The sequence below is a fragment of the Streptomyces sp. RK9 genome, assembly GCF_045070545.1.
Lineage (GTDB): Bacteria > Actinomycetota > Actinomycetes > Streptomycetales > Streptomycetaceae > Streptomyces > Streptomyces alboflavus.
Map to the genome: position 1 here is coordinate 539150 of NZ_CP173703.1, position 24808 is coordinate 563957.

The 24808-nt window shown below is 73.6% G+C and carries 15 protein-coding genes; 7 read left to right on the forward strand and 8 right to left on the reverse strand.

Annotation, left to right across the window (positions count from 1 at the left end; translation table 11 throughout):
• The first annotated feature begins 22 nt into the window (after positions 1-22).
• From AB6L24_RS02335 to AB6L24_RS02355, 5 genes are read left to right on the forward strand one after another with little or no spacing between them, the layout of a single operon-like run.
• Positions 23-1174 (forward strand): LLM class flavin-dependent oxidoreductase, encoded by a 1152-nt coding sequence (locus AB6L24_RS02335; protein ID WP_405651486.1) that lies wholly within the window; start codon positions 23-25, stop codon positions 1172-1174.
• Complete coding sequence (locus AB6L24_RS02340) at positions 1171-1686, forward strand: GNAT family N-acetyltransferase (protein ID WP_405651489.1); 516 nt, start codon at positions 1171-1173, stop codon at positions 1684-1686. The genes AB6L24_RS02335 and AB6L24_RS02340 overlap by 4 nt, the downstream gene beginning before the upstream one ends.
• On the forward strand, positions 1683-2696 hold the full coding sequence (locus tag AB6L24_RS02345; RefSeq protein WP_405651491.1) for an amino acid ABC transporter permease: 1014 nt from the start codon (positions 1683-1685) through the stop codon (positions 2694-2696). Before AB6L24_RS02340 ends, AB6L24_RS02345 begins: the two co-directional genes overlap by 4 nt.
• Positions 2693-3463 (forward strand): amino acid ABC transporter ATP-binding protein, encoded by a 771-nt coding sequence (locus AB6L24_RS02350; RefSeq protein WP_405651493.1) that lies wholly within the window; start codon positions 2693-2695, stop codon positions 3461-3463. Before AB6L24_RS02345 ends, AB6L24_RS02350 begins: the two co-directional genes overlap by 4 nt.
• Before the next feature lie 42 nt (positions 3464-3505).
• Entirely contained in the window at positions 3506-4504 is a 999-nt protein-coding gene (locus AB6L24_RS02355) for an ABC transporter substrate-binding protein (RefSeq protein WP_405651495.1), read from the forward strand.
• Here the strand turns inward: AB6L24_RS02355 and AB6L24_RS02360 are convergent.
• Positions 4499-7576 (reverse strand): hypothetical protein, encoded by a 3078-nt coding sequence (locus AB6L24_RS02360; RefSeq protein ID WP_405651498.1) that lies wholly within the window; start codon positions 7574-7576, stop codon positions 4499-4501. The genes AB6L24_RS02355 and AB6L24_RS02360 overlap by 6 nt on opposite strands.
• A gap of 197 nt (positions 7577-7773) precedes the next feature.
• On the opposite strand from AB6L24_RS02360, the gene AB6L24_RS02365 reads away from it, so the two are divergent.
• Positions 7774-10311, forward strand: coding sequence for a polysaccharide lyase family 8 super-sandwich domain-containing protein (locus AB6L24_RS02365; protein WP_405651500.1), 2538 nt, complete (start codon positions 7774-7776; stop codon positions 10309-10311).
• Positions 10312-10373: 62 nt separating this feature from the next.
• Here AB6L24_RS02365 and AB6L24_RS02370 read toward each other — a convergent pair whose 3' ends face one another.
• From AB6L24_RS02370 to AB6L24_RS02385, 4 genes are read right to left on the reverse strand one after another with little or no spacing between them, the layout of a single operon-like run.
• Positions 10374-11498, reverse strand: a complete 1125-nt coding sequence (locus AB6L24_RS02370) for an XdhC family protein (RefSeq protein WP_405651503.1) — start codon at positions 11496-11498, stop codon at positions 10374-10376.
• The gene (locus tag AB6L24_RS02375; protein WP_405651506.1) at positions 11491-13638 is read right to left on the reverse strand and encodes a xanthine dehydrogenase family protein molybdopterin-binding subunit; all 2148 of its coding nucleotides are present in this window, start codon (positions 13636-13638) and stop codon (positions 11491-11493) included. The genes AB6L24_RS02370 and AB6L24_RS02375 overlap by 8 nt, the downstream gene beginning before the upstream one ends.
• Positions 13635-14636: an FAD binding domain-containing protein gene (locus AB6L24_RS02380; protein WP_405651508.1), complete on the reverse strand. Its 1002-nt coding sequence runs from the start codon at positions 14634-14636 to the stop codon at positions 13635-13637. The genes AB6L24_RS02375 and AB6L24_RS02380 overlap by 4 nt, the downstream gene beginning before the upstream one ends.
• Positions 14633-15226: a (2Fe-2S)-binding protein gene (locus AB6L24_RS02385; protein WP_405651510.1), complete on the reverse strand. Its 594-nt coding sequence runs from the start codon at positions 15224-15226 to the stop codon at positions 14633-14635. Before AB6L24_RS02385 ends, AB6L24_RS02380 begins: the two co-directional genes overlap by 4 nt.
• Before the next feature lie 392 nt (positions 15227-15618).
• On the opposite strand from AB6L24_RS02385, the gene AB6L24_RS02390 reads away from it, so the two are divergent.
• Positions 15619-16203 carry a TetR/AcrR family transcriptional regulator gene (locus AB6L24_RS02390; protein ID WP_087887035.1) on the forward strand — a complete coding sequence of 195 codons (585 nt, stop codon included), beginning with the start codon at positions 15619-15621 and terminating at the stop codon, positions 16201-16203.
• A gap of 62 nt (positions 16204-16265) precedes the next feature.
• Here the strand turns inward: AB6L24_RS02390 and AB6L24_RS02395 are convergent, their stop codons facing one another.
• From AB6L24_RS02395 to AB6L24_RS02405, 3 genes are read right to left on the reverse strand one after another with little or no spacing between them, the layout of a single operon-like run.
• Positions 16266-17240 (reverse strand): alpha-ketoacid dehydrogenase subunit beta, encoded by a 975-nt coding sequence (locus tag AB6L24_RS02395; RefSeq protein WP_405651512.1) that lies wholly within the window; start codon positions 17238-17240, stop codon positions 16266-16268.
• On the reverse strand, positions 17233-18240 hold the full coding sequence (locus AB6L24_RS02400) for a thiamine pyrophosphate-dependent dehydrogenase E1 component subunit alpha (protein WP_405651515.1): 1008 nt from the start codon (positions 18238-18240) through the stop codon (positions 17233-17235). Before AB6L24_RS02400 ends, AB6L24_RS02395 begins: the two co-directional genes overlap by 8 nt.
• An 8-nt stretch (positions 18241-18248) precedes the next feature.
• Positions 18249-24713 (reverse strand): amino acid adenylation domain-containing protein, encoded by a 6465-nt coding sequence (locus tag AB6L24_RS02405; protein ID WP_405651518.1) that lies wholly within the window; start codon positions 24711-24713, stop codon positions 18249-18251.
• Positions 24714-24808 lie beyond the last annotated feature (95 nt).

Below are 24808 nucleotides of genomic sequence, written 5' to 3' on the forward strand. Positions count from 1 at the left end.
TCCGCGTACGAAAGGCCCTGTCATGCCCGTGGAGTTCCTCGGCATCGCCGCGACCAACGACGGCTCGGAGACAACGCCGCGCTCCGGCGTCTCCTTCGACAAGGAGTACACCCTGCGGCTCGCCCGGGCGCACGAGGACCACGGCTGGGACCGGGTCCTGTTCGCGTACGGATCCGGCTCGCCGATCCCCGCGGCCGCCGCCGGGTATCTGGCGGCGAAGGTCGACTCGCTGCAGATCCTGCTCGCGCACCGGCCCAACGTGTCGTACCCGACGTACGCCGCGCGGACGTTCGCGACGCTCGACCAGATCAGCGACGGGCGGCTCACCGTCCACTTCATCACCGGCGGCAGCGACCACGAGCAGCGTCGCGAGGGTGACACGCTCACCAAGGACGAGCGCTACGCCCGCACCCGCGAGTACATCGAGATCGTGAAGAAGGTCTGGACGCGGCGGGAGGCCTTCGACCACGAGGGCGAGCACTACCGGTTCCAGGACTTCGTCAGCGATGTCTTTCCCGTTCAGGAGCCGCACCCCGGCGTCTCGTTCGGCGGCTCGTCTCCCGCTGCGTACGCGGCGGGCGGCGCCGAGGCGGACATCTACTGCCTGTGGGGCGAGCCGCTGGCGCAGACCGCGGAGCAGATCGAGGAGGTCCGACGGGCCGCCCGCGCGGCCGGGCGCGCGGACCTGCCGCGGATCCAGGTCGCCTTCCGGCCCATCATCGCGCCGACGGAGGAGCTGGCCTGGGAGAAGGCGCACCGCACGGTCGGCGCGATCCGCGAGCAGCGCGCGGGCGGGCCCTCCCTCACGCGCCGCCACTCCGCCGAATCCCCCGAGAACACCGGCTCCCAGCGCCTCATCGCCATCGCCGAGCAGGGCGAGCGCTTCGACCGCGCCCTGTGGACGCCGACCGCCGCGGCCACCGGCGGCGCGGGCAACTCCAACGCCCTGGTCGGCACCCCGGAGACCGTCGCACAGGCTCTGCTCGACTACTACGACCTGGGCGTGGACATCCTGTCCGCCCGCGGCTACGACCTGCTCGACGACGCCATCGACTTCGGCCGGTACGTCATCCCGATCGTCCGCGAGGAGGTCGCCAAGCGCGACCGGGAGCGGGCCGAGCGCGGACCGCAGACGCTGGAGCGCACGCTCAGCGGTCTGGCGGTGGCCGGATGACGTCGGTCGCCGGGCCCGCCCACCCGGGCCTCACGGTGGTGCGCGCCGCCGTGGGCGATCCGTTGGTGCGGCCGATGCTGCGCGAGCTGGGCGACGAGTACGCCGCCCGCTACGGCAAGGACGCGCACGCCGAGCTGCTGCGTTATCCGGCCGGGGAGTTCGCGCCGCCGCACGGCGCGCTCCTGCTGCTCGTGGCCGGCGGCGAGGCGGTGGCCGGGGGTGCCTTCCGACGCCACGAGGCCCCGGGCACCGCCGAGTTCAAGCGCATCTGGACGCACTCCGCGCACCGCAGGCGCGGGCTCGCGCGGCGGGTCGTGGCGGAGCTGGAACGCGAGGCCTCGGCCCGCGGCTACCGGCGCGCCTACCTCACCACCGGGCCACGCCAGCCCGAGGCCCGCGAGCTGTATCTGGCCACCGGGTACACGCCCCTCTTCGACACCGGGGCCGATCCGGAGTCCATCGGGCCGCTGCCGTTCGAGAAGCAGCTGGACTCCGCCGGGGAGCGGCCATGAGTGCCGGGGTCCAGCCGGGCGCCGGGGCACCCCCGCTCGCCACGGCCCCGCCGGCGCCGCCGACCACCGCCGTCGAGGCCGACCCCGTCGTCGTTCCCGCCCGCCACTACTGGCGCTGGGCCACCGGCATCGCCGTCCTCGTCCTGCTCGCGCAGTTCGCCCACGGTCTGGTCACCAACCCCGCGTGGGAGTGGGACGTCTTCTTCCGCTATCTGCTGGCCGACAGCGTGCTGCGGGCCGTCTGGGTGACGCTGCAACTGACGGTGTACGGCACGGCGCTCGGCTTCGCCCTCGGCCTGGTCATCGCCCTGATGCGGCTCTCCCGGAGCCCGCTCCTCTCGGGCGTCGCCTGGCTGTACGTGTGGGCGTTCCGCTCCATCCCGCTCATCGTGCAGCTGCTGTTCTGGTTCAACCTCGCCTATCTGTACGAGGAGTTGGGGATCGGCATCCCCTTCGGCCCGGTCGTGTGGAGCTTCGGCACCATGCATCTCGTCGGGGCCATGTCCGCCGCCGTCATCGGCCTCGCGCTGCATCAGGCCGCGTACGCCGCCGAGATCCTGCGCGGGGGTTTCCTCGCCGTGGAGCCGGGCCAGTTGGAGGCGGCCGCCGCGCTCGGCATCCCCCGCCTGCGGCAGTTGCGCCGGATCGTGCTGCCGCAGGCGATGCGCTCGGTCCTGCCGAACGCCGCCAACGAGATCGTCTCGCTGTTCAAGGGGACCTCGATCGTCTCGGTGATGGCGATCGGCGAGCTGTTCTACCAGGTGCAGGTGATCTACGGCCGCAACGGCCGGGTGGTGCCGCTGCTCATGGTCGCCACCGCCTGGTACGTCGTCCTCACCACGCTGCTCTCCGTCGTCCAGTACTACGTGGAGCGGCGCTTCGCGCGCGGCGCCGACCGCACTCCCCCGCCCACGCCCCTGCAGCGCGCCCGCGCGTTCGCCCACACCCTCACGAACCTCAAGCAACGCGGGACCCTCACGTCCCTCAAGCCCCACCGGGAGAACCGATGAGCACGAGCCCCGTGATGGTCGACATCCGCGGCGTCCACAAGAACTTCGGCACCCACGAGGTGCTGCGCGGCATCGACCTGAAGGTGCGCGCCGGTGAGGTCACCGTGGTCATCGGCCCGTCCGGCTCCGGCAAGTCCACGCTCCTGCGCGCCATCAACCACCTGGAGAAGCTGAACCGCGGCTCGGTCAGCATCGACGGGGAGCTGGTCGGCTACCGGCGGCGCGGCGACAAGCTGTACGAGCTGAAGGAGCGGGAGGTCCTGCGCCAGCGCACCCGCATCGGCTTCGTCTTCCAGAACTTCAATCTGTTCCCGCACCTCACGGTCCTGGAGAACATCACCGAGGCCCCCGTCTCCGCGCTGCGCAGGCCGCGCGCCGAGGCCAAGGAGCGGGCCGAGGCGCTGCTCGCCCGGGTGGGGCTCGCGGACAAGGCGGACGCCTTTCCGCGGCAGCTGTCCGGGGGCCAGCAGCAGCGGGTCGCCATCGCCCGCGCGCTCGCCCTCGAACCCCGGGTCCTGCTCTTCGACGAGCCGACGTCCGCCCTCGATCCGGAGCTGGTCGGGGAGGTCCTGGACGTCATCAAGGACGTCGCCCGGGCCGGCACCACGATGATCGTCGTCACGCACGAGATCGGGTTCGCCCGCGAGGTCGCCGACACGGTGGTCTTCATGGACGACGGAGTGATCGTCGAACAGGGCCCGCCCGGCGACGTCCTGGACCACCCGCGGCACGAACGCACCCAGGCGTTCCTGTCCAAGGTCCTGTAAGGGCCCCGTTCCCCCTCCCCTGCCCTCCCCGAGGAGTCCCCCGTGCCCACCCGCACCACCCCCCTCACCCGCCGCTCCACCCTCACCTTCGCCCTCGCATCCGCCCTCGCCCTCACCACCGCCGCCTGCGGCACGCCCGACGACGAGGGCACGGAGAACGCGGGCCGGGCCGCGCCCGGCGCCAAGGGTGCGAAGGTCAATCTGAGCCCGGACCAGAAACGCGTCAGAGCCAAGAAGATCGACGCCATCGCCCGGCTCGTGCCGCGGCGGATCCGGGACCGGGGCACCCTCGAAGTGGTGGCGTCGGCGGGCTCGGTGCCGCCGCTGACGTTCTACGCCACCGATGACAAGACCGTCATCGGCGTGGAGACGGACATCGCCCACCTCGTCGCCGACGTGCTCGGCCTGCGGGTGCGCGCGCACGCCGTGGACTGGGCGAACATCTTCGTCGGCCTGGACAGCGGGAAGTACGACGTCGGCTTCAGCAACATCACCGTCACGGAGGAGCGCAAGGAGAAGTACGACTTCGCGACCTACCGCCTCGACACCATCTCCTTCGAGGCGAAGAAGGGGCGCGGCTGGAAGGTCAAGGGGGCCAAGGACGTGGCGGGCCGCGTCATCGGGGTCTCCTCCGGCACCAACCAGGAGAAGCTGCTGGTCGACTGGAGCAAGCAGAACGTGAAGGCGGGCCGCGAGGCCACCGACATCAAGTACTTCCAGAACACCAGCGACTACTACCTGGCGCTCGGCTCCGGTCGCATCGACGCCTACCTCGGCCCCAACCCCGTCGCCGCCCACCACGCCCTCAGCACCGGCAAGACCGAGGTCATCGGCAGCTTCTCCGGCGCGGGCGACGGGCTCCAGGGCAAGATCGCCGCGACCACGAAGAAGGACAACGGCCTGGTGAAGGCTCTCCACGAGGCGCTGGAACACCTCATCGAGGAGGGGACCTACGGGCAGGTGCTCAGGCGCTGGGGCCTTTCGGACGAGGCCGTGCCCGCTTCGGAGGTGAATCCGCGGGGGCTGCCGAAGAGCTCATGAGTCGTCGTGGCTGTGGTTCAACCTGTTGTACAGGTCACGGTGATGAATCCTGAGGTGATCAACGATCAGGGACGCCATCACTCCGGAACAATCGACCGCCAGCCCCCTGAAGAGTTCCACGGACTGCTCCGGATCGAGCCGGGGCAGGTCCCGGTCGATCAGCGCTCTCAGGACGAGCGTGAGACGCTGGGCGGCCGCCGACGGCAAGCTGAGGACCGGCACGGCCGCACCGATCCTGCGGTACAGCTCCACGATCTCCTCGGCGGCCAGCTCCGGGCCTCTCAGCCACAATCGCAACAGGTCGTGCACGGTAGAGGTCGCGGGTCCCGTCCCGCCACCGCTGAACGTGGTCACCAACGGCCCAAGGGACTCGAACAACGGCCGCAGTGCCTGGAGCGCGACACCGTCGTTCGTCCCGGCCGAGACATCCATCTTGTGCCAGATCTCGTTCCAGTACGTGCGGTGCCAGACTGTGTGTCCCTCCTCCCAGGGGGCCCGGTAGAGCCAGTAGGCGTCCACGGGCTCCGGGGCCGCCAACTCTCCGCGTTGGACGGCCACTTCGAGATCCCGCTCGTGCCCCTGCCGGGTCCGCCGCACACGCAGCGAGATCGCGAGGTCGGTCCACTCCGCCTCGTTGAGGGAGGACCGCCACAGCAGCGCGTGCCGGTGCCACGCGCTGCCCACGTCGCCCCCTGAAGGAAACAGCTCGCCGGCCGTCGCGCCGTCGGTCAGGAGCAGGGCGAGCACCACCAGATTCGCGCTGTAGATCCCGTGCCGCGATGCGACGCGGATACGTCGCGGGAGATACGTCGCGTACGGCTGCTCGGCGCGCAGCTCCCGCTCCCCCATGGCCCGTATGACGAGTTGTCCGAGGGCGGCACGCTCCGCCGCCGGGAGACGCTCGACGCGGGCGCGGGCGAAGCGGAGCATCTGCCGGGAGAAGAGCGGCGCGAAGGAGAGCAGGGCGAACATCAAGTCGTCGTTGAGCGGCTCGCGGCCCGTCGACAGGACCGGGCGGTGGTCCAGGAGCCCGGACACGAGCCGCACGGCGAGGCGGACCGCCAGGTACTCCCCGAACGTCGCGTGCAGGAACTCGTACGTGGACAGGGTCCGGCCGTCCCTGATCGACTGCGCGCGCTGCACGAAGAAGAAGCGCCCGAAGGCGGCTTCGGCCTGCCCGAGCGGCGCGCGGAGCCCGGAGTGCCGTGTCGACGGCCGTCCGATGAGCGCCGCCAGGTCCTCGTCCAGCTCGGCCGTCGACACCCATTGGCGCCGCCGGTTGAGAATCGCGAAGGCGACCAGCGAGAGCCGTTCCAGCTCCTCCTCGACCCGCTGCTCCACCTCGCGGTCGGAGACCCGGCTGTCCTTCCAGACCTCCCGGCGGGCGAAGGAGCCGAGCAGCGCCTCGTAGAGGTCGGCCTCGTCCAGGGGACGGTCGTCCTCGCCCCGCAGGTCGTTGCCCGCGGCCTGGTAGAGGGCGAGCATGGTGAGGAGCAGCGGCTGCCCGGCGAGGGCGCGGTGCGGTGCGACGGCGGCCCAGGTGAGCGGTGGCAGGCCCATGGCCTGGAAGTTCATGGCGTTGGTGAGGTTCCACTGCTCGATCCAGAGCCTGATGTGCTCCTCCTGGAAGGGTTCCAGGCGCAGCGCGACCGTGCCCGGGGGATAGCGCGCCCGGTCGGCGACCGCGGTCCTGCTGGTGACCACGGCCAGGACCGGACGCCCCTGCTCCGCCTCCCGCTCCTGGAAGCGGGCGACGCGCACCAGGAAGTCGTTCTGGTGCACCCCGGTGGTCTGCAGGAGTTCGTCGAAGCCGTCGAGCAGCACGACCGGGACGGCCGTGCCCGCCGAGCGCACCAGGTCGGGCCAGGTGGCCCGCTCCCCGGTGGCCTCGCGGATGGCCTGCTCGATCTGGTCCTGGACCTCGTCGTCCGCGCGGACGTCCCGCAGCGCGACCCGCACCGGAAGGAATCCCGCCGCAGGCAGCCGGGCCGCGAGGATCCGCATCAGCACGGACTTGCCGGCGCCCGGCTGGCCGAGCACCAGGAGCGGGGCGGCCGTCAGGCCCTCCGATGTCAGGGCTCCGGCCAGGTACTCGGTGAGGTCCCGCCGGACCGGGGCGCGCGCCCACCACTCCTCGTCCGCCGGGCTGCCCTGCCCGTCCACGGCCCGCACCCGGAAGTCGGGGTCGAGGTAGGCCTGGGCCAGGGTCGGCACGAGGATTCCCTCGGGGGCCTCCTGGGCGTCGAGGATCCGCTGCTCCAGCGCGGACTGGTGTGCACGGGAGAGGGCCCCTGCGACGTCCACGGGGCGCTCGCGCAGTGCGGCGCTCGCGGCCAGGACCCGCTCCAGACCGGCGAGCGCCCTGCGCAGTTCCGCGCGCGTGGCCTGGTGCTCCATCCGGCCCGACCAGAAGGCGAACTCCGGCGCTTCGAGGACGAGCCGCGCGTACAGCGCCTCGTACTCCTGGAGGGCGAGGCCCGGCACCACGGAGCGCACGGTGTCGGCGGCCGCGTCACCGGCGGTGTCGTCCAGCCGCTCCCACACGGCGAGCCCCCGCAGGAAGTCCAGCGTCCGCATCGCCAAGTGCTCGTACCAGGCGTGGAGTTCGCCGATGTGGTTCTCGTAGGGCAGGTGCGGCGCGGGACGTGGCGCGTCGACCTGGGCCGCGTCCTGCGTGAAGCCCTCGCCCGAGGGCAGCCCGCCGCCGGCCACCAGCAGTTGCTCGCGGCCGGTCAGCGCCACCTCGTCCAGGGAGAAGGGCAGTTCCGCCTTCTCCAGGGCGTCGAAGAAGGCGAGGACGACGATCACGGTGTGGGCCGCCTCCAGGACGGCGGTGCGCTCCACCCGGCCGTCCGTGCGCCCGAGGCGCTCTCCGAGCCCGCGCCACGCGTCGCGCCCCAGGCCGAGGACCCGCCCCCGGGCGTCGAACATGCCGAGCACGCCGCCGCTCAGCCCGCCGGTGGCCAGATTCAGCGCGCCGCCGAGGGCGCGGTCGAGCGCCGCCACAGCGGGCGGATCACCGCCCAGGAGCTTCAGTGCGTCCCCGAACGACAGCAACCTGCGCGGCGTCAACAAATCCCCCCGAGCGTGCGATCCCCAGTCATCGGGATCAGCCTGACACGGATGGAGCACCCAGGTGCCCGGTTCGCGGCGCATCGGTGGACTCCGCCCAGCAGGGCCGATCGACCGAGCGAGCCCTCTTGTTGCGGGTCGGGGCTTCTGCTTGACTCCGCCCGCCGGAGCGCCACCTCACGGGCGGAGGAAGCCTGATGGACATCACCCGCAGACGTCTGCTCTCCGCGCTGTCGGCGGCGGGGCTGCTCGCCGTGGTCCCGGCGGGCCCGGTGAGCGCGGCCGCCGCTGCCGCAGGGGTGGCACGGCTGCGCGCGAACACCGCCGCGGTGTTCGCCGGGACGCCGGAGTCCAACGCTCGGCCCGAGACCGCCGCGAAGATCGCCGCCGTCGGCAGGGCGGCGCGGACGAACCTGAAGGCGATGGACGACGCGGGCGCGGGCGAGCTGTTCGCCGGTCTGGCCCTCGGCACGGACGACGCGAACCTCCACACCGCCTACCGGTGGCTGTACGAGATCGCCCTCGCGACCCGTGTCCACGGCGGCGGCCTGTACGGGGACGCGGCCGCGCGGCGGCGGGTGCTCGACGGCCTGGTGTGGCTCCACGAGCGGTACTACGGCGATCAGTCGAAGGGCTATTACGGCAACTGGTTCCACTGGGAGATCGGCATCTCCCAGCAGGTCAGCAAGACCCTGGTCCTGCTGTACGACGAGGTGCTCGCCCAGCGCCCGGACCTCGTGCGCACCTATGTCGCCTCCATGGACGCCTATCTGCGCAACGGCAAGGACGGCGACGTGAACCTCGACTCGCGCTTCCACACCGGCGCGAACCTCGCGGACATCACCACCAACCGCGTCCTGCAAGGGGCGCTGCTCGACGACACCGCCCGCATCCGCAAGGCCCTCACCGACCAGTTGACGGTGTTCGCCACCATCGACCCGTACCACCTCAACCACGGTGTGACGGACGGTTATTACGCCGACGGCTCCTTCATCCAGCACGCCTCCGTGGCGTACACCGGCTCCTACGGCAAGGGGCTCCTCACGCGGGTCGTGCAGACCCTGAAGATCCTGGACGGCACGGGCTTCGCGCACGGCGAGGAGCTGGTGCCGGTGGTGCACGGGTGGGTGCGGAACGGGTTCGCGCCGCTGATCTTCGAGGGCTGGATGATGGAGATCGTCAAGGGGCGCGCGGTGTCGCGGACCGACTCCGGCTACACGGACGTCGCCGTCGTCGTCGAGGCCGCCGTCGACCTGTCCTCGCTCGCCGAGGGCACCGTGGCCAGGGCCCTGAAGGGCTATGTGAAGCACATCCGCGAGACCTCCCGCGCCACGCTCGACCCCGCCCGCTTCGTCTCACCGGTCAGCGTCGTGCGGTACGCCGACATCCTCGCCGACGCCTCCGTCCCCGCGGCCGACCTCAATCCGGCCGCGCGCAGCGTCGCCTTCAACGCGATGGACAAGACCGTGCACCGCAGACCGGGCTACGCCTTCGCGCTGTCCCGCAGCTCGGCGCGGATCAGCAAGTACGAGTACATGAACGGCGAGAACCTGATGCCCTGGTTCCAGGGCGAGGGCGCGCACTACCTCTATCTGTCCGGTCAGGACCAGACCCGGGCGTACGGCGTCGACTACTTCACCACGGTGTCGCCGTACGCCCTCGCGGGCGTCACCGCCCCGGTCGAACAGCGGCGCACAGTACCGGAGTTGTACGGCAAGCCCTACTACGACAACCCCGGGCACCCACTGAACTTCACCTCCTCGTCGGAGTCGCAGAACACCTACGTGTACTTCCCGCGCGGCACCCACGCGCACTCCGGCGGCGCGGTCCTCGGGGCGTACGGCGCGGCCGGGATGGTGCAGTCCAGCGATGTCGCCTTCCAGGACCGGGAGTTGCTGCCGGACGACTTCGTGGTGCACCGCAACGCGGCCGCCACCAAGTCGTGGTTCCTGTTCGACGACGAGATCGTCGTCCTCGCGGCAGGGGTCGGGGATCCGGCGGGGCGCGCGGTGACGACGGCCGTCGACGCGCGCATCGCGGCGCCGGACGACGCGGTGTCGGTCACGGGGGTGCGCGATGACGGGCGGCCCTGGTCGGGGCCCGGCACGGCGGAGCTGCGCTGGCTGCGGTACGCCAACGCCACGCAGGGCAGCGCCGTCGGCTATCTCTTCCTCGACGCGCCGCCGGTGCGGGTCGCCCTGGACCGGGTGACGCGCAGCCGCCGCGTCGTGCGCACCGCGAACCCGGACACGGCGGTGACCCGCCAGGTCCTTTGCGTGTCGGTGGACCAGGCGGCCGGGGCACGTACGATCCGCCTGGCCTACGCGCTGGTGCCGCACGCGGACGAGGCCCGGCTGCGGTCGTACGCGAAGGGGCCCCTGCGCGTCCTCGCCAACTCCCCCCGCGCGCAGGCTGTGTCCCACCGCGGCCTGGGCCTCACGGCCCTCAACACCTTCGCCTCGGGCCGCCACGAGGTCGGGGCCCTGCGCGTCGAGGGCCCGTCGTCCTTGCTCGTCCGCCGCCCGCCGGGCTCCGCCCTCACGTCCGTCGCCGTGTCCGACCCGACGACGGTCCGGGACACGGTCAGCGTGCTGCTGCGGGGGCGACGGCTGCGGCCGGTGACGGCGGACGAGGGGGTGCGGGTGCGGGCGGTGGCCGGGGGCACCCGGATCGACGTCGCCACGCGCCACGCGTACGGGCGGAGCTTCACGGTGACGTTGCGCGGGCCGCGTTGACGTGTGGCTCACCCACGGCACCACTGGACGACTGCCCACAGCGGTCGACCCCGAAGGCGGCCTCACGCCGCCAGCGCGTCGTGGTGGATCGGTGTGTGCGCCCCGCGCAGCGGCACCCCCGTCCCGCCCCGCCGCTTGGCGACGATCTCCGCCGCGATGGACAGCGCCGTCTCCTCCGGCGTGCGCGCGCCGAGGTCGAGCCCGATGGGCGAGTGCAGCCGGGCCAGCTCGTCCTCGGTGACCCCGGCCTCGCGCAGCCGGGCGTTGCGGTCCTCGTGGGTGCGGCGCGAGCCCATCGCGCCGACGAAGGCGACCGGCATCCGCAGGGCGTCCACCAGGACCGGCACGTCGAACTTCGCATCGTGCGTGAGCACGCACAGCACGGTGCGGGCGTCGGTGTCGGTGCGCTCCAGATACCGGTGCGGCCAGTCGACGACGATCTCGTCGGCCTCGGGGAAGCGCCCGGCCGTGGCGAAGACGGGCCGGGCGTCGCACAGCGTCACGTGGTAGCCGAGGAACTTGCCCGCCCGCACCAGCGCCGCCGCGAAGTCCACCGCCCCGAACACGATCATGCGCGGCGGCGGCACGCTCGACTCGACGAGCAGGGTGAGCCCGCCGGGACAGTGCGCGCCGTCCTCGGACACCTCCACGGTCCCGGTCCGGCCCGCGTCGAGCAGCGCCCGCGCCTCGGCGGCCGCGGTGCGGTCCAGGCGCAGGTCCCCGCCGAGCCCGCCCTCGTACATGCCGTCGGCCCGTACGAGGAGCGCGCGGCCCCGCAGGTCGTCCGGGCCGCGGGCGACCCGGACGAGCGCCGCGGTCTCCCCGTCGGCGGCCGCCGCGAGGGCGGCCGCGTGGACGGGGCGGTCCGGGGCGTCGGCGCCGACCGGGGTGATGAGGATGTCGATGACGCCGCCGCAGGTCAGGCCGACGGCGAAGGCGTCGTCGTCGCTGTATCCGAAGCGTTCGAGGACGCTGTGGCCGTCGTCGAGTGCCTGGGCGCACAGGTCGTAGACAGCGCCTTCGACGCAGCCGCCGGACACCGAGCCGATGACGGTGCCCTCGCGGTCGACGGCGAGGGCGGCGCCGGGCGGCCGCGGCGCGCTGCCGCCGACGGCCACGACGGTGGCCACGGCGAACTCGCGGCCCTCCGCGACCCACCGGCGCAGCTCGTCGGCGATGTCAAGCACCGGTCCGCCCCTCGGGCCCGGTGCCCGCGCTCAGCACGCGGTCGGGGCGGATGGGCAGCGCGCGGTGGCGGACTCCGGTGGCGTGCCAGACCGCGTTGGCGATCGCCGCGGCGCCGCCGACGATGCCGATCTCGCCGATGCCCTTGATGCCGACCGGGTCGCCGGGGGCGGGTTCGCCGATCCAGTCCGCCGCGACGACGGGCACGTCGGCGTTGGCGGCGAAGTGGTAGCCCGCGAGGTCGCCGTTGGCGAGGCCGCCCGAAGCGCGGTCCCTGACGGCCTCCTCGTGCAGCGCCATGGACAGACCCCAGATCATGCCGCCGACCAGCTGGCTGCGGGCGGTGAGGGGGTTGACGATGCGTCCGGCGGCGAAGATGCCGAGCATGCGGCGCACCCGCACCTCGCCGGTGCCGACGTCGACGGCGACCTCGGCGAACTGGGCGCCGTAGGAGTGCCGTTCGAGCTGGGCCTGCGCGCCGATGGCGTCGGTGGTGTCGGAGCGGACCGTGATGCCCTCCGGCGGGATGTCCGCGCCGAGCGCGAGGCGTTCACGCAGCTCGGTGATGGCGGCCATGACGGCCCAGGACCACGAACGCGTCCCCATGGAGCCGCCGGACAGCCAGGCCTGGCCGAGGTCGCTGTCACCGATCCGCACCCGGACCCGCTCGACCGGCACGTCCAGGGCGTCGGCCGCCACCTGGGTGAGCGCGGTGCGGGCGCCGGTGCCGACGTCGGCCGCGTTGATCCGCACGGTGAAGGTGTCGTCGGCCTCGGCGGTGACCGCGGCGGTCGACGGGGCGGCGCCGGCCGGGAAGGTGGCTCCCGCCGTGCCCGTGCCGATGAGCCAGCGGCCTTCGCGGCGTACGCCGGGGCGCGGGTCGCGGTCGGCCCAGCCGAAGCGGCGGGCGCCCTCGCGGAAGCAGGCGAGCAGGTCGTTGTCCTCGAAGGGCAGCCCGGTGACGGGCCCGACGGTGGGTTCGTTGCGGGCACGCAGCTCGATCGGGTCCAGGCCGCACTTCTCGGCCAGCTCGTCGAACGCGGACTCCAGGGCGAACGATCCGGGGGCCTCGCCCGGCGCGCGCATGAACGTCGGCGTGGGCACGTCGAGCGGCACGACGTGATTGGCGGTGCGGTGCGCGTCGGCGTCGTACAGGGCACGGCCGAACGCGCTGCTCGCCTCGACGAACTCGGTCAGGGTCGAGGTGAGCGACACCCCGTCGTGGTCGAAGGCGCGCAGCCGCCCGTCGGCGTCGGCGCCGAGCCTGACCCGCTGGGTGGTGGGGCTGCGGTAGCCGATGAGGGAGAACATCTGACGGCGGGTCATGACAACGCGCACGGGGCGGCCGATGACGGTGGTCGCCATCACGGCGAGCACGTTGTGGGCGCGGGCCATGGCCTTGGAGCCGAAGCCGCCGCCGATGTGCTCGGAGCGCACCCGCACCGACGCCGGGTCGAGCTGGAACAGCGCGGCGATCTCGCCCGCCGTCGCGAACGTGCCCTGGCTGGAGTCGACGATCTCCAGGCGGCCGTTGTCCCAGCGGGCCATCGCCGCGTGCGGCTCCATGGCGTTGTGGTGCTGCTCGGGCGTGCTGTAGCGCTCGTCCACGAGCACGGCGGACGCCGCGAGTTCGGCGTCCAGGTCGCCCTTCTCGGTGACCGCGGGGCCCATGGCGCTGGCCTCCGGCGTGTAGCGCGCGGGGTGGTCGGCGTGGAAGTCGACGTCGTGCGGCTCGGTGTCGTACTCGACCACCAGGGCCTCGGCGGCCTCCCTGGCCTGTTCGGAGGTCTCGGCGACGACGAACGCCACCGGCCAGCCGATGTGCGGCACCCGGTCGCGCTGGAGGATCTCCGCGACCGGGTCGGGCCCGAACTGTCCGACGAAGTTCTCCTGGAGCCGGGGCGCGTTGCCGTGGTGCAGGACGGCGAGCACGCCGGGCATCCGCAGGACGGCCTCGTCGCCGACGGAGCGGACGCGGCCGCGGGCGACGGTGGACACGACGATCCAGCCGTGGGCGAGTTCGGCGTAGGGCACCTCGCCCGAGTAGCGGGCCTCTCCGGTGACCTTGGCGAGGCCCTCGATGCGGGTGCGCGCGGCGCCGACGGCGCCCTTGCCCCGGGTCGTTCCGGTGGCGGTGGTCATCGGGCGGCCCCCTCGGTCGCTTCGGTCAGCTCGCTCAGCAGGGCCACGGTCAGGTTGCGCAGGAGCGGCACCTTGTAGCCGTTGTCGGACAGGGGCTCGGCCGCGGCCAGTTCGGCGTCCGCGGCGGCCGCGAAGGCGGTGGCGGTGGCCGGTCCGCCGGTGAGGGCCGCCTCGGCCGCCCGCGCGCGCCACGGCCGCGACGCGACCGCCCCGTAGGCGAGCCGCACGTCGCGTACGACGCCGTCCTGGACGTCGAGCGCGGCGGCGATCGAGCCGATGGCGAAGGCGTACGAGGCGCGCTCGCGGACCTTGCGGTAGCGCGAGTGGGCGGCGACAGGGGCGGGCGGCAGGGTGATGCCGGTGATCAGGGCGCCGGGCGGCAGCGCGGTCTCGCGGTGCGGGGTGTCGCCGACGGGCAGGTAGAAGTCCGCGAGGGGTGTCTCGCCGGGTCCGTCGGCGGTCTCGTACGCGATGACCGCGTCGAAGGCCGCGAGTGCCACCGCCATGTCGGAGGGGTGGGTGGCGACACAGTGTGCGGAGGCGCCGAGGATCGCGTGGTTGTGGTGCTCGCCGTCGTGGGCGGAGCAACCGCTGCCGGGCACGCGCTTGTTGCAGGGCCTGGCCGTGTCGGTGAAGTAGCCGCAGCGGGTGCGCTGGAGCAGGTTCCCGCCGACGGTGGCCATGTTGCGCAGCTGCCCGGAGGCGCCCGCGAGGACGGCCTGGGTGAGCGCGGGGTAGCGGCGGCGGACCTCGGGGTGGGCGGCGAGGTCGCTGTTGGTGACGGTCGCGCCGACGCGCAGGCCGCCGTCGGCCGTCACCTTGACGGTGTCGAGGGGCAGTTCGCGCACGTCGACGAGGAGCGCGGGGCGTTCGACGCCGGACTTCATCAGGTCGACGAGGTTGGTGCCGCCGCCCAGGTAGCGGGCCTCGGGGTCGGCGCCGAGCAGGGCGACCGCTCCGGCGACGTCGTGGGCGCGCTCGTATCCGAACTCCCTCATGCCGCCGCCTCCTTGACCGCCGCGGTCCGCGTCTCGCCTGCGGACCGCATCTCCTCGGCGGCGCGGGCGACCGCCCGCACGATGGACACGTAGGCGCCGCAGCGGCAGAGGTTGCCGCTCATGCGTTCGCGGATCTCGTCCGGGTCGAGCGGCGGCGCCGTCTCGGCCCCGACGTCGGCGGTGGCGGCGCTCGGCCAGCCCGCCGCGTGCTCCTCGATGACCGCGATGGCGGAGCAGATCTGGCCCGGTGTGCAGTAGCCGCACTGGTAGCCGTCGAGGTCGAGGAAGGCCTGCTGGACCGGGTGCAGCCGGTCGCCGTCGGCGACGCCCTCGATGGTGGTGATCTCGCGGCCGTCGGCGGCGACCGCGAGCTGCAGACAGGACAGGCTGCGGCGACCGTCGACGAGGACCGTGCAGGCACCGCACTGGCCCTGGTCGCAGCCCTTCTTGGTGCCGGTCAGGTCGAGGCGCTCGCGCAGCGCGTCGAGCAGAGTGGTGCGGTGGTCGACGGGAAGGGTGTGCTTCTCGCCGTTGACGTTCAGGGTGATGCCGCTGGACGTCGTGGTGGCGCCGGGCGTCGGTGGAGCCATGGTCGGCCTTCTTTCGCGAGTGCTGGTGCGGTGCGCGAGGGACGCCGGGGTGCTGGGCCGGCGCGGGAAGGGGAGCTTCGGGGGGCGAGCGGTGTCCGGAAACTGACGTGGGTGTGGGGAGGCGGCCGGGCCGGGACGGAGGGGTGGGCGCCGCGTGCTGCGGCGTCTCCTCAGGTCTTCGGGGCAGGCGTCCTGGGTGCGGATTCCGAGCGCTGACGGGGGCAGGTGTCACCGGCCGTCTGCATCCGGCCACACCTGACGCTATGGTGGAGTGGACTCAAACGGACAGCTGTCCGTTACCCCGGGAAATTTAGCGGACACCTGTCCGCTTAGCAAGGCCGTTCCTGGCCCGGCGCGGGACGCGCGCCCCCCGACCGACTGGAGGACGACGAGTGCGGGAGAAGCGCGAGACACCCCTGCGCTCGGACGCGCAGCGCAACCGCGAGCGCATCCTGGCTGTCGCGCTCGAGGAGCTGACGCGGTCCGGCGACGCCCCGCTGAGCGCGATCGCCAAGAAGGCCGGCGTCGGACAGGGGACGTTCTACCGCCATTTCCCGAGCCGCGAGGCACTCGTCCTCGAGGTCTACCGGAACGAGGTACGGCAGGTGGCCGACGCGGCCGCCCGCCTCCTGGAGACCAGGACGCCGGAGTGCGCGCTGCGGGAATGGATGGACCACCTCGCCCGGTACGCGATGACCAAGGTGGGCCTCGCCGACGCGATGCGGGTGGCGACCACCAGCCACGGCACCCTGATCAGCGTGGCGCACGGCCCGCTGACGTCGGCCATCACGCTCCTGCTCGACGCCAACGAGGAGGCGGGCACGATCCGTTCGGGCGTCACCCCCGACGACTTCCTGCTCGCCATCGCCGGGCTGTGGCAGATCGACCCGCACCAGGAGTGGCAGCCGCGGGCCGGGCGCCTGCTCGACCTCGTCATGGACGGCCTGCGGGCGGGCGCGCCGGGCGGGGAACGCTAGCGGCTCCCCGCCGACCTGCGCCCGGCCCACCCCTCAGGCCACCGGCCTCCCTCTCCCCGCCGCTAGCGCCCCTCCTTGCACACCTGCTGAACGGCCGTCACCAGCTGGTCGCGGTGCGGCTGGGCCGCGCGGTCCAGCTCCAGGGCGAACGGCAGCACGGCGCCGTCGGGCCGGGTGATCCGGCGCGGCGGTGCGAGCAGGCGCATCTCCTCGGCGGCCACGGCGACGATCTCGGCGCCGAGCCCGCAGAAGCGGTTGGAGTCGTCGATGACGACGAGGCGGCCCGTGCGCCGTACGGACGCGGCCAGGCCCTGCCAGTCGAATGGGTACACCGTGCGCGGGTCGAACACCTCCACCGACACCTCGTCGGCCAGTTCCTCCGCCACCTCCACGGCCTGCCCCACGAACTGGCCGACCGCCACCACCGTGACGTCCGCCCCGGGCCGCACCACATGTCCCACGCCGAGCGGCAGGGGCGCGAGATCGGCGAGGCGCACGCTCTCGAAGGTCATCGACGAGGCCGCCGGGGTGAGCACCACGACCGGGTCGTCGTCACGGATCGCCGACACCATCAGGCCGTAGGCGTCGGCGGGGCCCGACGGCACCACGGTCTTCAGGCCGACGTGCGCGAACAGGCTGTACGGCTGGTCGGAGTGCTGGCCCGCCCAGCCGGTGCGGGAGCCGGAGCCGGGCACCAGGTAGGTGACCGGCACCTTCACCTGACCGCCCGTCATGAGCGAGAACTTGTGCGCCTGGTTGGCGATCTGCTCGAAGACCAGGAACATCAGTGACGGGATCTGGAACTCGATGACGGGGCGGTGCCCGGACAGGGCCGCGCCGGTGGCGAAGCTGGTGAACGCCTGCTCCGACAGCGGGGTGTCGACGATCCGCTCCGGGCCGAAGCGCTGCACCAGACCCTTGGTCACGTTGGCGACGCCCACCCGGATGTCCTCGCCGAACACGCAGACGTCGGGGTCCCGCTCCAGCTCGTCGCCGAGGGCCCGGGTGAGCGCGGTCAGATAGCCGAGCTTAGGCATGGGTGCTCACTCCCGCCCGGGGCCTGAGGCCCGTCGCGTACAGATGGTCGAGTGCGCCGGCCGGGTCGGGCTTCGGGCTGTCGAGCGCGAAGCGCACCGCCTCTTCGAGGGCGGCCTCCACCTCGTCGTCGACGCGGGCGCGCTCGGCGTCGGGGATCCGCTCGCCCTGGATCCGCACGGGGTCGCGGCGGCGCCCCTCGTCGACCTGCTCCGGGGTGCGGTAGCGCACGAACGACCGGTGCTCCCAGGTGTGGTGGGCGTCGAACCGGTAGGTGGCGCACTCCAGGAACGCCGGTCCCCCGCCCGCCCTGGCCCGCTCGGCGTGCTTCCGTGCGGCGGCGGCCACGGCCTCGGCGTCCATGCCGTCGACCGACTCGGCCGGAATCCCGAAGGCGACGGCGCGTCCCACGATCGTGCCCGCGACCATGTCCGCCACGGTGGCCGTCGAGGAGTAGCCGTTGTTCTCGCACACGAAGAGGACCGGGAGCCGCCACAGCGACGCCAGGTTCAGGGACTCCAGGACGACGCCCTGGCTGACCGCTCCGTCGCCGAAGAAGCTCACGGCGACCCGGTCGGCGCCCGCGCGTGCCGCCGCCCACGCGGCACCCGTCGCGATCGGGGCGCCCGCGCCGACGATGCCGTTCGCACCGAGGATGCCGAGGCCGACGTCGGCGGCGTGCATGGAGCCGCCGCGCCCCTTGTTCAGGCCCGTCGTACGGCCCATCAGCTCGGCCGTCATGCGGTTCAGGTCGGCACCCTTGGCCAGGACGTGGCCGTGGCCGCGGTGGGTGCTGGTGATGACGTCGTCGGGGCGCAGGGCAGCGCACACCCCGGCGGCCACGGCCTCCTGGCCGATGGAGGGGTGGATGCCGCCGACGATCTCGCCCGCCTTCACCAGCTCGATGCAGCGCTCCTCGAAGCGGCGGATCAGTCGCATCGTGCGGTAGAGCGCCACCGCGCCCGGACGGGGCCCGCCGGTGTCCGCCGAGGGTTTCGGCATGCTGTCACTCACTTCCCTTCAACTCCGTGGTGGCTCACCCTGAGGGCGAGCGCGGCGACGGTGGGTGCCTCGAAGACCGCGCGGATCCCGAGGGGCGTGTCCAGCGCGGCGCGGATGCGGGACACGAGCTTCACGGCGAGCAGGGAATGCCCGCCGAGGTCGAAGAAGCTGTCGTCGACACCGACGTCCGGCACGCCGAGGGCATCGGCGAACAGCGCGCACAGCGCCGACTCGTTCGCGGTACGCGGCCCCCGCCCTGCGGGCCGACCGGCCCCCTCGTCCGGGGCGGGCAGCGCACGCCGGTCCAGCTTCCCGTTGGGGCTGAGCGGCAGCCGCGGCAGCGGCACGAAGACGGAGGGCACCATGTACGCGGGCAGGGTCCGCGCGAGCCGGTCCCGCAACTCGGCGCCGTCCGGGACGCCTTGCCCGGCCCCGTCCGGCACGCAGTACGCGACCAGGCGCCGGTCCCCCGGCCGGTCCTCGCGCACGACGACTGCGGCCCGCGCGATGCCGGGGTGGGCCACCAGGGCCGACTCGACCTCGCCCGGCTCGATCCGGAAGCCGCGGATCTTCACCTGGTGGTCGGCGCGCCCCAGGTACTCCAGGTTCCCGTCGGCGCGGCGCCGGGCGAGGTCGCCGGTGCGGTACATCCGCTCCCCCGGCCCCCCGAAGGGGTCGGGCACGAACCGCTCGGCGGTGAGCCCGGGCCGGTGCAGATAGCCGCGGGCGAGCCCGGCCCCGGCGACGTACAGCTCGCCCGTCACGCCGGTCGGTACGAGCTGGAGGTGCGCGTCGAGGACGTAGGCGCGGGTGTTGCGGACGGGGCGGCCGATGGGCGGTGCCTCCGGGTCGGCCGGGGCGGAGAAGGCGGCGGAGGCGGCGGGGTCGGCCGGGTCGGCGTCGGAGAACCACGCGGTGGTGTAGACGGTGGCCTCGGTCGGGCCGTAGACGTTGACGATCCGCGCGCCCGGCACGGCGGTCCGGATCTCCGCCAGGGTGTGCGCGGGCAGGGCCTCGCCGCCGAGGGCCACCACGTCCGCGCCCAGATCCACGTCGTGGTGGCTCAGGAGCTCTTCGAGGGCCGAGGGGACGGCACAGACGAGGGTGCCGCGCCACCGCCCGCCCGCGCGCTCGCCGAGCGAGAGGACGTCGGCGACGACCTCGATGACACCGCCGGAGAGCAGCGGTCCGAAGATCTCGAAGACGGAGACGTCGAAGGTCAGCGGCGTGGCGGCCAGGGCGTGGGCGAGACGTTCGGTGCCCAGGGCCTCTCGGCCCCACAGCACCAGGTCCACGACGTTGGCGTGCGGGACGAGCACTCCCTTGGGGCGGCCGGTGGACCCGGAGGTGTAGAGGACGTAGGCGCCGTTGGCGGGGGTGAGGGGGCCGGTACGGTCGCTGTCGCGCGGGTCCGTGGCGGGCGCGTCGGTGTCCGTGTCCACGTGCACGCGGGGCACGTCCGCGGGCAGCGCGCAGCCCACGTCGTGTGCGGTGACGACGCAGGCGGGAGCGGCGTCCTGGAGCATGAAGGCGATGCGGTCGGCGGGGTGGCGCGGGTCGACCGGCAGATAGGCGGCGCCGGTCTTCAGGACGGCGACGAGGGCGACGATCAGCTCTGCGGAGCGGGGCAGGGCGAGGGCCACGATCTGCTCGGGCCCGGTGCCCTCGGCGATGAGCCGGTGCGCGAGCCGGTTGGCGCGCGTGTTCAACTCCGCGTACGTGAGCCGCTCTTGGCCACAGACGACGGCCGGGGCGTCCGGGGTGCGCGTCACCTGCTGCTCGAAGAGGTCGACCGCCGTGAGCGGCGGGACGGGCCGCGCGGTGTCGTTCCACTCCTCCAGGAGGAGCCGCCGCTCCTTGGCGCTGAGCACGTCGAGGCGGCCGATCGGCAGGTGCGGGTCGTCGGCGGCCGCGCTCAGGAGCCGGGCGAGGCGGGTCGCGACGGCGTCCACGCTCCCGGGGTCGAACAGGTCGGTGCTGTACTCGAAGAACCCGGTGAGACCGGCGGGCCTGCCGTCCTCGGTGAAGCGTTCCTCGATGTTGAGGAGGAGGTCGAAGCGGGCCGAGCCCGGGTGCAGGAGGTCGGTGGCGATCTCCAGGCCGGGGACGTCGAGGCGCGGCGCCGGGGCGTTCTGCACCACCAGGGACACCTGGAACAGCGGGTGCCTGCCGATGGCGCGGGGCGGATTGAGGTCGTCGACCAGGTACTCGAAGGGCACGTCCTGGTGCTCGTACGCGCTCAGGGACACGTCCCGTACGCGGTGGAGCAGGTCGCGGAAGGCGGGGTTGCCCGAGGTGTCGTTGCGGATGACGAGGGTGTTGACGAAGAAGCCGACGGAGCGGTCCAGGCCCTGGTCGGTGCGGCCCGCGATCGGGGAGCCGATGGGGATGTCGGTCCCGGCGCCGAGCCGGGTGAGCAGCGCCGCGAGCCCGGCCTGGAGCACCATGAACAGGCTGGTCCCGGTCTCCTGGGCGAGCGCGGACAGCCGCCGGTGCAGCTCGGCGTCCCAGGCCACGGAGAGGGTCTCGCCGCCGTAGCCGGGAGCGGCGGGGCGTGGCCGGGCGAAGGGCAGGTCGACCTGCTCGGGCAGGTCGGCGAGCTGGCTTCGCCAGTAGGCGAGTTGGTGGGCCAGAGGGCTGGCCGGGTCGTCGGGGTCGCCGAGGAGGTCGCGCTGCCAGAGGCCGTAGTCGGCGTACTGGACGACGGGGGCGAGGGCCGGACCGTCGTGGCCGTGTCCCTCGGCGGACGCCGCGCGGCGCGTCTCGTACGCCGCCGTCAGATCCTCCGTCAGCGGCGCGAACGACCAGCCGTCGCAGGCGATGTGGTGCACCAGGAGCAGCAGCACGTGCTCGCGCGCGCCGACCTGGAAGAGATGGGTGCGCACGGGGATGTCGGCCGCCAGGTCGAAGTGGTGGCCGCTCGCCGTGGCCAGGGCGCCCGGCAGCTCCGCCTCGGTCGTGCGGGTCACCGGCAGCGGCGGCCGGGCGCGCTCCGGCGACAGGATGTGCTGGCGAGGCTCGCCGTCGTGCTCGGGGAAGACGGTGCGCAGGGACTCGTGGCGGGCCACGAGGTCGGCGACGGCGGCGCGCAGCGCGGGGACGTCCAGGTCGCCGCTGAACCGCAGGGTCCAGGGGACGTTGTAGGCGCGGCTCATGCCTTCGAGGCGGTGCAGGAACCACAGGCGGCGCTGGGCGAAGGACAGCGGGAGCGGGTTGGGGCGCTCGGCCGGGCGCAGGGCGGGGCGGGCCTCGGGGGCACCGGCGGTGTCGGAGGTTCCGGATGCCCCGAGTGCGTCCAGGTGCGCGGCGAGTCCGGCGACCGTGGGGTGCTCGAAGAGGGCGCGGATCGTCAGCTCCGCGCCGAGCCGGGTCCGTACCCGGGCGGCCAGCCGGGTGGCGAGCAGCGAATGCCCGCCGAGCGCGAAGAAGTCGTCGTCGATGCCGATGCCCTCGACGCCGAGGATCTCCGCGAACAGAGCGCACAGCACCTCCTCACGCTCGGTGCGCGCGGCCCGCGCCGACTGTGCCTCGACGACGGGTGCGGGCAGCGCCGCGCGGTCCAGCTTGCCGTTGACGGTCAGCGGCAGCCGTTCGAGGAGCACGAGGGCCGACGGCAGCATGTAGTCGGGCAGCCGCTCCCGCAGGTGCTCGCGCAGGGCGGCGGTGAGCTGGCCGCCACGGCGTGCGGCCACCGGGCTGGTGGCGTACGCGAGCGGGTCGCCGGGGGTGCCGTCGGGCTCGTACGCCTCCAGGACGGCGTCGCCGCTGTCCCCGCGCCGCACGAACACCGCGTCCACCGCGTCCACCGCCGTCGCCGCCGGAGCGACCGCGACGCGGTAGCCCAGGCGCTCCCCGAGCAGGTACAGCTCCTCGGGGTCGACGCCGTGGGGCTCCTGGGCGAGGAGGCGGTGGGCGTCGGCGACGGCGGCGCCGTTGTCGAAGGCGCGGGCCGCTGCGGTCTCCCGGGCGGTGCGGCGGTTGGGGACGCCGAGGACGCGCAGCCGCTCGGGGGCGTGCCGTTCGAGGTGCGCGCGGAGCGCGTCGGTGTCCGGCACGTCGTCGCCGAAGCCGAGCCGGGTCCCGCCGCCGGGTGCCGTCGCCGCGGGCGTCCGGTGCAGGACGGCGTCGTAGCGGTACCGGGTCATCTCGTTGTGCCGGGTGCCGCGGCGCACCTGGATGTCCACCGCGCCGACCGCGTCCTCGCGGGCCGCGAAGGCGTGGAAGAAGTCGGGTGCGAGCAGCAGTTCCTCCTCGCGCACCAGGGCCCGCTCGACGGCGTGCCGCACGCCGGCGCGCTCGGCGTCGGGGGCGGCACGGCGCAGGTGCGCGGCGGTGCCGAAGGAGCGCAGGGCCCGCAGGTCGCGGACGTCACCGACGAAGACGGCGCCGCCGGGGGCGGTGCGCTCCAGGGCCTTGGCGAGGACGTCGAGGAGGTAGCCCGCGCTGGGGAAGTACTGGAGCACGGAGTTGATGACGACGACGTCGAAGTGGCCCCGGGGCAGGCCGCTGACGTCGTGCGCGGCCTGGTGCCGCAGCCGTACCCGGTCGCAGAGCCCGGGGCGGGCGGCGACCTCGCGGGTCAGCTCGTCGATCGCGCGCGCCGACACGTCCGTGCCGACGTACTCCTCGCAGTCCGGGGCGAGCCGGGAAAGCAGCAGGCCGGTGCCGACGCCGATCTCCAGGACGCGGCGCGGGCGCAGTTCCCGGATGCGGCGGACGGTGGTGTCGCGCCACTCGCGCATGTGGTCCGGCGCGACGGGCCGTCGGTCGGTGTAGCTGTCGAACCAGCTGGCGAAGTTCTCGCCGAACGCGGGACGCGCGGCTCCGGTCCCGGTTCCCGTCCCGGCCCCGGCGTACTGGGCGTCGAACACCTTCTCCCAGTCGCCCACTTGCCGGGCCGCGGTGCCGTCGGCCGTGGCCGCGTCGGGCTCCTGGCGGAACTCCGGTACGACATAGGCGACCAGACGCCGGTCGCCAGGACGGTCCTCGCGGGCGACGACGGCGGCCTGCCGGGCGGCGGGGTGCGCGCCGAGCGCGGCCTCGATCTCGCCGGGTTCGATCCGGAAGCCCCTGATCTTGATCTGCTGGTCGGCGCGGCCGACGAACTCCAGGACGCCGTGCTCGTCGCTCCGCACCACGTCCCCGCTGCGGTACATCCGGCCGCCGGGCGGGCCGAACGGGTCGGCGAGGAAGCGCCCCGCCGTCAGGCCCGGGCGGCCCAGATAGCCGCGGGTGACGCCGGGCCCGGCGACGTACAACTCCCCCGCCACGCCCGGCGCGCACGGCCGCAGGGTCTCGTCGAGGACGTACAGGGACAGGTCGCGGATGCCGGTGCCGACGCGGCTCGGGGCGTGCGGGGCGGCGTCGGCGGCGGTGAGACGGGTGAGGGTGGTGTGGACGGTCGTCTCGGTGATGCCGTACATGTTCACGAGGACGGGGGCGTCGTCGCGGTGGCGGGCGTACCAGGGCGCGAGCTTGCCGAAGTCGAGGGCCTCGCCCGCGAACACCACCAGGCGCAGGGCGAGTTCGCCGCCGTGCGCGGCGCCCTCGCGGTCGGCCTCCAGCAGCGGGTAGAAGGCGGACGGTGTCTGGCTGAGGACGGTGACCCGCTCGGCGGCGAGCAGCGCGCGGAAGCGTTCCGGCGCCCGGCTCGTCTCGTACGGCACCACCACGAGGCGGCCGCCGTGCAGCAGGGCGCCCCAGATCTCCCACACGGACACGTCGAAGGCGTAGGAGTGGAACAGGCTCCACACGTCGTGCTCGTCGAACCGGAGCTCGGCGGCCGTCCCGGTGAACAGGCGCACGACGTTGTCGTGCGAGACGACCACGCCTTTGGGGCGCCCGGTGGACCCGGAGGTGTAGATCACGTACGCGGTGGTCGCGGGCGTGAGGGGCCCGAGGCGGTCGGCGTCGGTGGGGTCGGTGTCGGGCCGTACGGCGAGTTCCTCGACGGTGCCGCGCGCCGAGAGCACGAGCCGGGGGATCTCGGCGCGGACGTCCACCGGGTCCTGGCTGAGAAGCAGCACGGGGCGGGCGTCGGCCAGGGTCCTCTCGACGCGATCCGGCGGGTGGTCCAGGTCGAGCGGGAGATAGCCGGCGCCCGACTTCAGGACGGCGAGGATCGCGACGACGGCGTCCACCGAGCGCGGCAGGGCGAGCGCGACGAGGCGTTCGGGTCCGGCGCCGCGGGCGAGCAGGGCGTGGGCGAGGCGGTTGGCGCGGGCGTTCAGGGTGGCGTAGTCGAGGTGGTCGCCGCCCAGGGTGAGGGCGACGCGGTCGGGGTGGCGGATCACCCGCGCCTCGAACAGGTCCGTGAGGGCGGCCGGGCCCGGCGCGGGGGTGCCCGGGGGTGGTCCTGGGCGCGTCCCGCGGTGGTCGGTGAGGGCGCGGTCCGCCTCGGCGAGGGCGCGGTCCGATCCGGTGAGGGCACGGTCCGCGCCGGTGTACGCACTGTCCGATCCGGTGATTGCCATTGCCAAGCCCCTTGGTCGCTCGCCGACGCTGTCGCGTTGTGCCGTTCGTGACCGTGCTCGTGCCGTGTGTGTGCCGCGGGCCTCGCCCGCTCGCC